The following is a 12746-nucleotide window of genomic DNA, read 5'->3' as shown; positions in this document are numbered from 1 at the left end:
GCGTCACGGCGGCGGCGGCGCTTCCTCGGGCGGGCGATTGCCGCCGACCGGAAGCCGAAGGTCGATGCGGTTGCCGCCGATTTCGGTCGAGATCACCGCCTCGCCGCCTTCGACGCCAATCTGCGTCTTTTCGCCGATCGGGACCGCCGGGATGTCGGGAATGTCAGGCAAATCCTGCGGCTGCACCGGCCCGCGCGGGTTGTGCGCGGGGCGCGGCTTCGCCCGTTCGCCCTTCGCATCGACCATGAAGTCGCGCCAGATGCGCGCCGGCACGCCGCCGCCCGCGATCCCCGCCAGCGGCGAATTATCGTCGTTGCCGATCCACACGCCGACGACGAGACCGTTCGCGTAGCCGACGAACAGCGCATCGCGATTGTCCTGGCTCGTCCCCGTCTTGCCGAAATTGGGAACCCGCAGCATCGCCGCGCGACCCGTCCCATGATTGATCGCGCCGCGCAGCAGCTGCTCCATATCCTCATGCTCGCGCGACCCGAAGCTGTCGGGGCCGAAGAAAAGCCGGTCGAACCAGCCCATCTCCTCCGCCTTGAAGGCGCGCGGCACCACCGGATAGCTGTCGGCCGCCACCGCCGCATAAGCCGCCGTCAACTCGAGCAGCGTCATGCTCGACGTGCCGAGCGCGAGGCTGGGGTCGCCCTCGGGAAGCGGCGCGGTCACGCCGAGGTCGCGCGCCATGGCGATGACCTTGTCGCTGCCGACCTCCTGGAACAATCGCACCGCGGCGACATTGCTCGACGACGCGAAGGCGCGCTCGAGGCTGATCGTGTCCGAATAGGCGCCGCCCGCATTTTTGGGCCGATAGGAGCCGGCCTCGATCGGCCCGTTGTCGATCTCGTCGTCGGGCCGCCAGCCCTCGCGCAGCGCCGCGAGATAGACGAACAGCTTGAAGGTCGAACCGGGCTGCCGCCGCGCTTGGGTCACGCGGTTGAAGGGCGACGCGGCATAGTTGCGCCCGCCGACCATCGCGACGACCTCGCCATTGGGGCGCATCGCGACCAGCGCGACCTGCGCCTTGCCGAGCCCCGCCCCGCTCACCGCGCGCCGCGCCGCCGCCTGCAACCGCGCATCGAGGGTGGTCTTGATCGTCTGCCGCGCATAGCCGACATCGCTGAGCTTGCGCGCTTCGGGCAATGCCCAGTCGGCGAAATAGGTGCCCGTCGGCAGGTCGCTCTGCGTGCGGACATCGACCCGCGGTGCGCGCAGGCCTTTCGCCTCGCGCTCGGTCAGATAGCCTTCCCCGGCCATCGCGCCGAGCACCAGTCGCATCCGCTTTTCGGCGAGATCGAAATTCCGCGTCGGTGCAAGCCGCGACGGCGCCTTGACCAGCCCCGCGAGCATCGCCGCCTGCGCCGCGGTCAGCTTTTCGGGCTGGCGATCGAAATAATGGAGCGACGCGGCGCGCAATCCATAGGTGTTGTCGCCGAAATAGGCGTTCGACAGATAGCGTTCGAGAATCTCGTCCTTGCTCAGCCAGGCTTCGAGCCAGAAGGCGATCAGCGCCTCGCGCGCCTTACGCCCCAGCGTCTGCTTGGGCGACAGGAAGGTGAATTTGGCGAGCTGCTGGGTGATCGTGCTGCCCCCCTGCGTTCGTCCCGTCGTCAGGTTGCTCCACGCCGCACGCGCAATGCTGCGCGGGTCGATGCCCCAATGGGTGTAGAAACGCCGGTCCTCGATCGCGAGGAAGGCGCCCGTCACATGCCTGGGCAGGTCCTTCACCCGCACCGGCGCCTCTACGATCGCCCCCATGCGCGCGATCGGCGTGCCGTCGGACGCGAGCAGCGTGATCTGCGGCGGCGCGATCGGTTCGAGCGATTTCGAAAGCGGCGCGGTCAGCGCGAGCCAGCCCACGAGGAGCAGGAACAGTAGCACGAAGGCGGTAAGTCCGCGCAGCGTCCAGCGCAGCCACCGCGGGCGGCGGCGCGGAGCGGAATCGACCGGGGCGCCCGGACCAGGCGTAACCGGATCGAATTGCGAAGACGAAGTGCCGGGATGATCGAACGCGTTCATGCCGAGACCGTGTTACACCAACAATACAGCGTTAGCAAATGCCGACCCGCCCTCATACGCCGCCCCGTTTTCGTGGGAGGCTTGAACCTGGCGACAAGCTTTTGCTCCTTCCGTTCGGCGAGCGTACGGACAAATTGCTACGCTTGTTGCTCTTTCGATGCAAATATCGGGAAAGGATCGTCGCAGCACGAAGCCAAGGCAATCACGGCAGCACGGCCGTGCGCGCAAGCTTGTGGAGCAGCGCCCTGAAGGTTGCAAGATCAGCGGGATTGGATGGCTCGTAATTCCGTTGCTCGCCGACCTGGCTGCTGTTGCAGATATAAAAGAGAATGCCGGCTCCCACTCCATTGACGAACATCATCGTCGAAATGGGCCGGAAGGCCCCCTTCTCGATTCCGTAAGCCAGCGTGCGGTCCATATTCTCGAGCACGAGATAGGAAAATTCGACCGGATTGCCCTGCCGCACCGCAGTGTCGGCGACCAGTCGCTGCAGAATCCGCGCCGCCGAGGGGCGATCGACGAAGAAGTCGAGCCATGCGTCCAGGTGCGCGAGAAGCCGCGCGGTCGGGTCCGCGACCCCCGCGATCCGCGCCTCGCTCGCGGCATTCATATCGGCGAAGATGCGCTGCTCGACGGCGTCGTAGAGCATCTTCTTGGTCGCGAAATGGTGCAGCAGCGAGGGCCGGCGGATGCCGACCGCATCGGCGATGTCTTCGAGCCGGGACGCCCGGAACCCCGTAAGCGCGAACATATGCTCGGCCTCGCGCAGGATCGCCTCACGGGTCGCATCGGCGCGCTCCTTGCGCGTTCCCGGCGTGGGTAGGGTCATGTGCATGGCCCTTCTGTGGCCGATTTTCTTTGCCCTTGCAATTCGCCGACTCGCGGGTAGATATTTCATCTACTCGTGAGTAGGTGAGTTAAAGCGGGCAAACCGCGTCAAATGGGAGGGTGTCTATGTTCAGGGATAAAATGGGTCCAATGTGCGCGGCTTTGATGGCGTCGACCGCCGCCGGGCTGGTCGCGGCACCGGCAGCGGCGCAGGAAAGCGGAACCGGACAGGACGTCGGCGTCGCCGACATCGTGGTGACCGCGCAGAAGCGCGAGGAAAATCTTCAGGACACGCCGATCTCGATGGTCGCGCTCGGGTCGGAGGCACTCGAGCAAAAGGGCATCGGCTCGCTGACCGACCTGTTCACCGGCGCGGTGCCGTCGATCCGCATCGCGCCCTTCGTCGGCCGCGTGTCGGCGGTCAGCATCGGGATGCGCGGACTGGTTCCCGTCGACGCGACGCAGGTCACGCGCGACGCCACGGTCGGCGTCTATGTCGACAGCGTCTATCTGGGCCGCGTGTCGGGGCTCGGCATGGAACTCGCCGATATCGAACGCATCGAGGTGCTCCGCGGCCCGCAGGGCACATTGTTCGGACGCAACACCATCGGCGGCGCGATCAGCGTCGTGTCGAAGCGCCCGACCGGCGAGGCAAGCGTCGACATGAAGGCCGGGATCGGCAACTACCGCGGCCGGTCTTTCGCGGCGCACGTCAACCTGCCCGAGGCGGCGGGGATCAGCGTCAAGGTCGACGGCGTCTTCGAAGGGCGCGGCGGACTGGTCCAGAACCCCCTCGGCGGCGACGCGCGCGACTATGGCGAGATCAAGAAATACGGCTTCAAAATCTCGGCACTGTGGCGCCCCGCCGACGATATCTCGCTGCTCTATTCCTATGACCTGTCGCGCGACAAATCGACGGGACTCTATCATTATATCACGGCGTCGAGCCAGCCGGCCGCCAATACGCCGTCCTTCATCACGCTCGACACCGGGCGGGTCAAAACCGGGCGGATCGGTCTTCCTCTCTTCCGCAATCCGCAGCGCGCGGACGGCCACAGCCTGACCGCCGAATGGGATGTCAGCGATGCGCTGACGCTGCGTTCGATCTCCGCGTGGCGGAGCCTCGATTCGACGCAGATGGACGGCGACGAGGGGTCGAACACGACCTGGGGACCGAACCGCCGCTTCGGCCGGTTGAGCTATGCCAATGTGAAGCAGAACCAGTTCAGCCAGGAAGTGCAGCTCGTCGGCGACCTCGGCGAACTCGAATTCGTCGTCGGCGGCTATTATTTCAAGGAAAACGGGCGCGACGAAGCGATCGTCTACTCGCTGGGCACGCTCAATCCGACGCTGACGGGGGTCAACCTCTTCCCCGAACCGTCGCCTGATGGCGGCGCCGCGCGTCTGCCCGATCGCGCCGCCGACGTCCGCGTCCGATCGAAGGCATTGTTCGGCCAGGCCACCTGGTCGCCCGAGGCGGTTCGCGGGCTGCATATCACCGCAGGCGCTCGCTACACCGACGATCACAAGGACGGCCGCCTGCTGTTCATCGCTGGCGCCGACCCCGACCTCTCGTTCGTCTTCAACTCGAGCCGCGTCGACCCGATGGCGACCATCGCCTATGATTTCAGCGACGACATCAACGCCTATGTGAAATGGAGCCGCGCCTATCGCGCCGGCGGCGCCAACACGCGATCGACGATCCTGCGCACCTTCGGCGAAGAGGAATTGACCGCGTGGGAAGCGGGGGTGAAGGCCGACCTGTTCGACCGCCGGCTGCGCGTCAACCTCGCCGCCTATGCCAGCCGCCTGTCGAACCAGCAGGTCGATTTCCTGAACCCGGCCTTCATTTCGAACACCGAAACGGTGAACGCGCCCGAAAAGCGTCACATCAAGGGCGTCGAGGCCGACATCACTCTCGTTCCGGTGCGCGGCCTGTCGCTGGCGGTCAACTATGTCTACACCGACGCGCCGCCGACGCCGGTGCGGAACATCTTCACCGGCGTGATCGAGGAGACATTTTCGGCCTTCACGCCGAAGCATAGCGCGTCCTTCTCGGCCGACTATGCCTTCCCCGCCTTCTCCTTCGGACAGCTTCGCGCGCATGTCGGGCTCGACACCGCGGGCAATTATATTCCGAACGGCACGGTGGACGTGAAGGCGGACAAGGCGCTGCTGCTGAACGGCCGGCTGTCGCTTGGCGAGATCACGCTCGGCGGCGGCGAGATGGAGATTGCGGTCTGGGGCAAGAATCTGACCAACACGACCTATAATCTGCTCGATTTCCGTATTCCGGGCCGCGTGACCGCGACATTCTATAACGAACCGCGTACCTATGGCCTCGAAGCCCGGATGAAGTTCTGAAGGGGGATGCCGCCCGGCGGGGTGGTTGCCGCCGGGCGGTCTTTGAAAAGGGACAGGATATGAAAAAGGCATTTCTCGCGCTGCTGATGCTCTCGCCCGCGACGGCGATGGCGCAAGCTGCGCCCGGCCCCGTGTCGGCCGATCCTGCGACGTCGGTGACGCGCGAATTTGCGATGACCGGCGGCGACAATTTCCGCGATGTCGGCGGTTATCGCACCGCGGATGGCCGCAAGGTGATGTGGGGCAAGCTCTACCGCTCGGCGTCGGTCGGGCGCTACACCGCCGAGGATCAGGCATTGATCCGCGGCCTGTCGGTGGGGTCGATCATCGACCTGCGCTCGACGCGCGAGCGGCAGGCCGACAAGTCGCCGTGGATGCAGGGTGCCGACGTCGGATATTGGACGCGCGATTATGACCTGTCGGCCGGCAACCTCGGCGCGCTGTTCGCCAAGGGCGCCAAGATCGACGCCGCGACGATGCGCGGCGCGATGATCGAGGGCTATCGCGGCTTTCCCAGGGAGCAGGCGGCGTCCTATCGAATGCTGTTCGACCGACTGCTGAATTCCGACAAGGCGGTCATCGTCAACTGCACCGCGGGCAAGGATCGCACCGGCCTTGCCACCGCGCTCGTGCTGAGCGCGCTCGGCGTTCCGCGCGACACGATCATGCGCGACTATCTGCTGAGCAACAGCGCGCTCGACATGGACAAGCTGCGCGCCGATGCCGGGCTGAACGCCGCGACGGCGGCGCTGCCCGCCGACGCCGTCAAGCCGCTGCTCGACGTCGAGCCCGCCTATCTCAACGCCGCCTTCGACCAGATCGACAAGGATTATGGCAGCGTCGAAAATTATCTGAAGCGCGAACTGGGGGTCGACCGCGCCGCGATCCAGCGCCTGCGCCAGCGGATGCTGCGCTGACGGAAAACTGGATTCCATAGATCGTCATCCCGGCGAAGGCCGGGATCTCGCCGGTGCGTTAGATTGCGACGATGAGATCCCGGCCTTCGCCGGGATGACGAGATGAAGGAGCGTACTTTTACCCGCTGCTTGCCAGCGTCAGAAACACTGGCCGCTCGCCGCCGCCGTGCGCCGCGATCCGCGCGCCACTAACATAAGCGGCGTCGGCCGAGGCGAGGAAGCTCACCACCCCCGCGATGTCCGCGCCCGTTGCCATGCGGCCGAGCGGCAGCATCGCGTCGATGCGCTTCATGCCCTCGGCGCCGCCATAATGATCGACCGCCGCCTCGGTCGCGACGAGCCCGACGACGACCGCGTTGACGCGCACCTTCGGCCCCCATTCCATCGCGAGCGATTCGGTGAGGCTGAGCAGCCCCGCCTTCGCCGCGCCATAGACCGCGGTCCCCGGCGAGGGGCGCACCCCCGACACGCTGGCGATGTTGACGATGGCGCCGCCTTCGGCCTGCCCTTGCATGATCCTGTTCGCCGCCTGCGCGACGTGCAGCGGACCGAGCAGGTTGAGCGCAAGGACGCGTTCGGAAAAGCGCGGCGAGGCGGTCGCGGCATCGGCCTCGGGCGAGCCGCCGGCGTTGTTGACGGCCAGATCGAGCCGCCCGTGACGCGCGACAATGCGCTCGACCATCGCCTGCACCGCATCGGCCTCGCGCACGTCGCACGCCTCGAACTTGGCGATCGCCCCATCAAGCGACGGCAGTTCATCGGGCGCATTGCGGCCGCAGATCACGGCGTCGAAGCCGTCGGCGAGCAGGCGCTCCGTGATCGCGCGGCCGATGCCCTTGCCGCCCCCGGTGACGAGCGCCACGCGCCGATTTCCGTCCGCCATATCCGCCTCCATCCTTCGACCGATCTCTTCGCACCGGCAGCAAGAAAGTCTCCCCCCATATGGCGGTATCGGACCCGCCGCCAGAGTCCCTAATCCAGCCTCGCAAATGCCCCATGCGTGTTGGAGAGGGAATTGAACAAGCAAGTGACCATCGAGCAGTTCGTCGCCTCGCTGAAAAGCGGGATGACGATCGGAATCGCCGGCTGGGGGCCGCGGCGCAAGCCGATGGCGCTGGTCCGCGCGATCCTGCGCTCCGACCTCAAGGATCTCACCATCGTCGCCTATGGCGGCCCCGACGTCGGGATGCTGTGCGCCGCGGGCAAGGTGAAGAAGGTCGTTTTCGGTTTCGTCTCGATGGACGCGATCCCGCTCGAACCCTATTTCCGCAAGGCGCGCGAGGCCGGCGGGCTCGACATCCTCGAACTCGACGAGGGGATGCTGCAATGGGGCCTCAAGGCCGCGGCGTTCCGCCTGCCCTTCCTGCCCACGCACGTCGGGCTCGGCACCGACGTGATGACGCACGGCGGCTTCAAGACGGTGCAGTCGCCCTATGCCGACGGCGAGGTGTTGCTCGCGATGCCGGCGCTGAAGCTCGACGCGGCGCTGCTCCACGTCCAGCGCGCCGACAGGCTCGGCAATATCCAGGCCCTCGGCCCCGACACCTATTATGACGAATGGTTCGCGCGCGCTGCCGACCGGACCTTCGTCTCGGCCGAGGAAGTCGTCGACCGCATGGACCATAGCTATCCCGAGGACGCGCGCGCCAACATCGTCGAGCGCTGCTTCGTCCACGGCGTGATCGCGGCACCGCTCGGCGCGCACCCCACCTCGATGCCGCCCGCCTATGGCTGGGACATGAAGCAGCTCAAGGCCTATGCCGCGAGCGCACGCGAAGAAGCCGGCTGGGACGCCTATGCCGCCGACGTCATCGGCGCCGACGAGGCGGGCTATCTCGACCGCGTCGGCGGCAAGGACGCCGTCGCCGCCCTTCCCCTTCCCATCTTCTGAGGCGGCCGAGACCATGACCACCGCACCCGACTTCACCCTTTGCGAACAGCTCATCGTCGCCGCGTCCGAAGCATGGCGCGGCAACGGCGAACTCGTCGCGACCGGCATCGGCCCCGCGCCGCGCCTCGCCGCCAGCCTCGCCAAGCTGACGCACACCCCCGAGCTGATGATGACCGACGGCGAGGCCTATCTGGTCGAGGACCCGGTGCCGCTCGGCCCGCGCGGCTATGACGACCGCAAGGCGGCGGGCTACCTCCCCTTCTCGCGCTTCTTCGATGCCGCGGTGTGGTCCGGCAAGCGTCACGCGATGGTGACGCCGAGCCAAATCGACCGCTTCGGCCAGACGAACATCTCCTACCTCGGCGGCACCTATGACCAGCCTAAGGTGCAGATGCTCGGCGCGCGGGGCTTTCCGGGCAACAGCATCTGCCACATCAATTCGATGTTCGTCCCCGCCCACTCGAAGCGCGTCTTCGTCGAGGGCGAAGTCGATATGGTGTCGAGCGTCGGCTATAATCCCGCACGCCGCACACCGGGCGTCAATTTCAGCCGCGTCGATCTGCGGCTGATCATCACCGACCTGTGCGTCATGGATTTCGGTGGCAAGGACCATGCGATCCGCGTCGTCATGCTGCATCCCGGCGTGACCTTCGAGCAGGTGCAGGACGCGACCGGCTTTGCGCTCGAGGCCGCGGCCGAAATCGCCACCACCCCTGCTCCGACCGCCGAGCAACTCGCGATCATCGCGCGGCTCGACCCGCACGGTCTGCGCGCCGGGGTGCTCAAGGACAATCCCGCGGGCAAGAGGAGCTGAGCCATGACCGATCAGAATGACGGGCTGGTCCCGCCGGTCGACGAGACCCCGGTTTACGAGACCGATACGCCCATCCTCTACGAGGCGGCGGACGGCATTGCGTGGGTGACGCTCAACCGCCCGCAATATCACAATGTCCAGAACAGCCAGATGACCTACGCGCTCGACGACGCCTTCTATCGCGCCGTCGACGATGATGCGGTCAAGGTCATCGTGCTGAAATCGGACGCCAAGCATTTCAGCGCCGGGCACGACATCGGCACGCCGGGTCGCGACTTTCATTCGCCGGTCGAGCGGCGGCTGATGTGGTACGATCACTCGACCAAGGCCGGAGCCGAAAAGGCCTATGCCCGCGAGCATGAGCAATATCTGGGCATGTGCAAAAGGTGGCGGGACATTCCCAAGCCCACCATCGCGCAGGTCCACGGCGGCTGCATCGCCGGCGGGCTGATGCTCGCCTGGGTCTGCGACCTGATCATCGCATCGGACGACGCCTTCTTTCAGGACCCGGTGCTGCAGATGGGCTTCCCCGGCCTCGAATATTTCGCGCATTGCCACGAACTCAATGTCCGGCTGGCGAAGGAATTCCTGTTCCTCGGCGAACGGATGAGCGCCGAGCGCGCCCGCGAAGCCGGGATGGTCAACCGCGTCGTGCCGCGCGCCGGGCTGGCCGACGAGGTGAAGCGCGTCGCGGAGCGGATCGCGACCCAGCCGCGCCTCGCGCTGCAGCTCGCGAAGCAGGCGTGCAACCATATGGAGACGCTGGCGGGCAAGAATGCCGGGATCGACGCGGCGTTCGGCTATCATCATTTCGCCCACGCCAACAACAGCCTGGTCAAAGGTGACTATATCGCCGGGTTCGACGGCAAGAAGATGGCGGCGGCAAACAAGAAGGATGCGAAGGAAGGTTGATGGCCGACGCGCTCGCCACCATCCTGACCGAGCGGCTCGGCTGCCGGCTGCCGGTGATCCAGACCGCAATGGGCTGGATCGCGACGCCGGCGCTCGTCATCGCGTCGAGCGAGGCGGGTGCGTTCGGCTTCCTCGCGGGCGCAGTGATGCAGCCCGCCGAACTCGAAGCCGCGATCCTCGCGGTCAAGCAGGGCACGAAGCAGCCCTTCGGCGTCAATTTCCACATGTTCCAGCCGGGCGCTGCGGAGATCGTCGAGATCATCCTGAAGCACCGCGACCAGATCCGCGCGGTGAGCTTCGGGCGCGGGCCCGATGCGAAGATGATCGGCCGCTTCAAGGATGCCGGCATCCTCTGCGTCCCCACCGTCGGCGCGGTCAAACATGCGCAGAAGATGGTACAGCTCGGCGTCGACATGGTGACGGTGCAGGGCGGCGAAGGCGGCGGGCACACCGGATCGGTCGCCTCGACGATCCTGCTGCCGCAGGTGCTCGACGCGGTGAAGGTGCCGGTGATCGCAGCGGGCGGTTTCGGCGACGGGCGCGGGCTCGCAGCGGCGCTCGCCTATGGCGCGGTCGGCATCGCGATGGGCACGCGCTTCCTGATGACGCGCGAAAGCCCGATCCCCGATGTGACCAAGGCGCGCTATGTCGGCGCGGGCACCGACGATATCCTCGTGTCGACCAAGGTCGACGGCCTGCCGCAGCGGATGATCAAAAATGCGCTGCTGAACCGGATCGAGCGTTCGAGCGGGCTCGGCATCTGGCGCCGCGCGGTCGAGAGCGGGCTCGCGATGAAGCGCCAGACCGGCGCCTCCTTCGGCGAATTGTTCAAGGCCGCGAAGGGCATGACCAGCCACGGCGGCCTCACCTTGCCGCAGGCGATGATGGCCGCCTCCGCGCCGATGCTGATCCAGAAAGCGGTGGTCGAAGGCGACCCCGACCACGGCCTGATGGCGACCGGCCTCGTCGCCGGGCGGCTCGACGATCTGCCAAGCTGCGCCGAGCTTCTTGGCGGCATCGAACGCGACGCGCGCGCGCGCCTCACTGCCCTCTCCTCTTCCTCCTCAACAGGGGCCTGACCCATGCCGATCCATACCGAGATCAAGGACCGTATCGCCGAGATCGTCTTCGACGTCCCGCCGGTCAATGCGTTCGACAGCGAAACGTGGAACAACCTGCCCGCGATCATCCGCGAGGCCGGCAGCAATCCCGAGGTCAATGTCGTGCTGATCCGCGCCGCCGAGAGCGCCCGCGGTTTCTGCGGCGGCGTCGATATCAAGGAAATGCAGGCGCATCCCGAGCGCATCACGCTGCTCAACCGCGGCAATTACCTGACCTTCAAGGCGGTGCGCGACTGCGAGGTCCCCGTCGTCGTCGCGGTCCATAAATTCGTGATCGGCGGCGGCATCGGCATCTGCGGCGCGAGCGACACAATCATCGCCGCCGACGATGCTTTCTTCTCGCTGCCCGAGGTCGATCGCGGCGCGATGGGCGGCGCCTCGCACCTGTCGCGCATGCTGCCGCTGCACAAGGTGCGCGCGGCCTTCTTCACCGGCGGCAATATCCCGGTCGAGGAAGCGTACCGGCTCGGCGCGGTCGAGAAAGTGGTGCCGCGCGAGAAGCTCGTCGAAGAGGCGCGCGCGTTCGCAAGCGTCATCGCGGGCAAGTCGCGCAAAGCGCTGGTGATCGCCAAGGAAGCGCTGAACGGGCTCGAAGAGCGCGACGTCGATCGCGGCTATCGCTGGGAACAGGGCTTCACGCTCGAAATGTATATGCACGAGGACAGCCAGAAATCGCGCGACGCGTTCGTCGAGACCGGCAAGGCGGCCGAATTCTGATGGATCTCGCCTACACAGCCGAACAGCAGGATTTCCGCGCCGAAGTGCGCGCGTGGATGGAAGCCAATGTCCCGAAGGAACCGCTCGTCACGCTCGAGCGCGAGGACGGCTATCACCAGCATGTCGAGTGGGAGCGCAAGCTCGCAAGCGGCAACTGGGGCATGGTCACCTGGCCCGAAGCCTATGGCGGGCGCGGGCTCGACCTCATCCAGTGGCTGATCTTCGAAGAGGAATATTATCGCGCCGGGGCGCCGCTTCGCGTCAACCAGAACGGCATCTTCCTGCTCGGCCCGACCGTCATGGAATTCGGCACCGACGAACAGAAGGCGCGCTTCCTGACTCCGATGGCGAAGGGCGAGGTCATCTGGGCGCAAGCCTGGTCCGAGCCGAACGCCGGGTCGGATATGGCGGCAATCACGTCGAAGGCCATTCGGGACGGCGACCACTATGTCATCACGGGCCAGAAAACCTGGTCGAGCCGCGCGAGCTTCGCCGATTGGGGCTTCGGCCTGTTCCGCACCGACCCGGATTCGAAGCGCCACAAGGGGTTGAGCTTCATCCTGTTCGATCTCAACGCCCCCGGCGTGACGCGGCGACCGATCCGCCAGCTTCACGGCGATCCGGGCTTTGCCGAACTCTTCTTCGACGAAGTGCGCGTGCCGGCCCAGAACCGCATCGCGGGCGAAGGCGAAGGCTGGAACGTCGCGATGGCGACCGCCGGGTTCGAACGCGGGCTGATGCTGCGTTCGCCCGCGCGCTTTCAGGCGGCTGCCGAGCGCCTCGTCAAGCTGTTCCGCCAGCATGAGGCGAAGGCCGCACCCGCTGCGCGCGAGCAGGTGATGCAGGCGTGGATGGATGCGCAGGCCTATGCCTACAACACCTATGCCGTCGCCTCGAAGATCATGGCGGGCGGGCATATCGGCGCCGAGGCGAGCCTCAACAAGATCTTCTGGTCCGAACTCGACCGCGCCGCGCACCGCACCGCGATGCAACTCCTCGGCGCCTCGGCCGAGCTGCGCCATCTCGACGGCGGTGCGCTCAACACATGGCTCGAAGGTTATATCTTCTCGCTCTCGGGCCCGATCTACGCCGGGTCGAACGAGATCCAGCGCAACATCATCGCCGAGCGGCTGCTCGGCCTGCCGAGGTAAGCGGGC

At 66.3% G+C, this 12746-nt stretch carries 11 protein-coding genes; 8 read left to right on the top strand and 3 right to left on the bottom strand.

What is annotated here, in order from left to right; translation table 11 throughout:
* Positions 1 to 3: 3 nt before the first annotated feature.
* Together ACOTSS_RS04405 and ACOTSS_RS04400 are read right to left on the bottom strand one after the other, a co-directional pair.
* The gene (locus ACOTSS_RS04405; RefSeq protein ID WP_448690318.1) at positions 4 to 2025 is read right to left on the bottom strand and encodes a transglycosylase domain-containing protein; all 2022 of its coding nucleotides are present in this window, start codon (positions 2023 to 2025) and stop codon (positions 4 to 6) included.
* 202 nt (positions 2026 to 2227) lie between these two features.
* Positions 2228 to 2854 (bottom strand): TetR/AcrR family transcriptional regulator, encoded by a 627-nt coding sequence (locus tag ACOTSS_RS04400; protein WP_448690317.1) that lies wholly within the window; start codon positions 2852 to 2854, stop codon positions 2228 to 2230.
* A 149-nt stretch (positions 2855 to 3003) separates the two neighbouring features.
* Between ACOTSS_RS04400 and ACOTSS_RS04395 the strand changes: the two genes are divergently transcribed.
* Together ACOTSS_RS04395 and ACOTSS_RS04390 are read left to right on the top strand one after the other, a co-directional pair.
* Positions 3004 to 5217: a TonB-dependent receptor gene (locus ACOTSS_RS04395; RefSeq protein WP_448690316.1), complete on the top strand. Its 2214-nt coding sequence runs from the start codon at positions 3004 to 3006 to the stop codon at positions 5215 to 5217.
* Between the two features lie 59 nt (positions 5218 to 5276).
* Positions 5277 to 6134, top strand: a complete 858-nt coding sequence (locus ACOTSS_RS04390; RefSeq protein WP_448690315.1) for a tyrosine-protein phosphatase — start codon at positions 5277 to 5279, stop codon at positions 6132 to 6134.
* Positions 6135 to 6252: 118 nt separating this feature from the next.
* Here ACOTSS_RS04390 and ACOTSS_RS04385 read toward each other — a convergent pair whose 3' ends face one another.
* Positions 6253 to 7017, bottom strand: a complete 765-nt coding sequence (locus ACOTSS_RS04385; protein WP_448690314.1) for an SDR family oxidoreductase — start codon at positions 7015 to 7017, stop codon at positions 6253 to 6255.
* Between the two features lie 132 nt (positions 7018 to 7149).
* On the opposite strand from ACOTSS_RS04385, the gene ACOTSS_RS04380 reads away from it, so the two are divergent.
* Genes ACOTSS_RS04380 through ACOTSS_RS04355 form a run of 6 tightly spaced genes read left to right on the top strand, consistent with a single transcriptional unit; the run spans position 7150 to position 12740 of the window.
* Positions 7150 to 8025 (top strand): CoA transferase subunit A, encoded by an 876-nt coding sequence (locus ACOTSS_RS04380; protein ID WP_448690313.1) that lies wholly within the window; start codon positions 7150 to 7152, stop codon positions 8023 to 8025.
* A gap of 13 nt (positions 8026 to 8038) precedes the next feature.
* The gene (locus tag ACOTSS_RS04375; protein WP_448690312.1) at positions 8039 to 8839 is read left to right on the top strand and encodes a CoA-transferase subunit beta; all 801 of its coding nucleotides are present in this window, start codon (positions 8039 to 8041) and stop codon (positions 8837 to 8839) included.
* 3 nt (positions 8840 to 8842) lie between these two features.
* Positions 8843 to 9751, top strand: a complete 909-nt coding sequence (locus ACOTSS_RS04370; protein WP_448690311.1) for an enoyl-CoA hydratase — start codon at positions 8843 to 8845, stop codon at positions 9749 to 9751.
* Complete coding sequence (locus ACOTSS_RS04365) at positions 9751 to 10830, top strand: NAD(P)H-dependent flavin oxidoreductase (protein ID WP_448690310.1); 1080 nt, start codon at positions 9751 to 9753, stop codon at positions 10828 to 10830. Before ACOTSS_RS04370 ends, ACOTSS_RS04365 begins: the two co-directional genes overlap by 1 nt.
* 3 nt (positions 10831 to 10833) lie before the next feature.
* Positions 10834 to 11589, top strand: coding sequence for an enoyl-CoA hydratase family protein (locus ACOTSS_RS04360; protein ID WP_448690309.1), 756 nt, complete (start codon positions 10834 to 10836; stop codon positions 11587 to 11589).
* Positions 11589 to 12740 carry an acyl-CoA dehydrogenase family protein gene (locus tag ACOTSS_RS04355; protein ID WP_448690308.1) on the top strand — a complete coding sequence of 384 codons (1152 nt, stop codon included), beginning with the start codon at positions 11589 to 11591 and terminating at the stop codon, positions 12738 to 12740. The genes ACOTSS_RS04360 and ACOTSS_RS04355 overlap by 1 nt, the downstream gene beginning before the upstream one ends.
* Positions 12741 to 12746 lie beyond the last annotated feature (6 nt).

It is taken from the genome of Sphingopyxis sp. NJF-3, assembly GCF_053514865.1.
The sequence above is the reverse complement of the archived record's forward strand: the minus strand, read 5'-3'. Positions and strand labels throughout refer to the sequence as shown.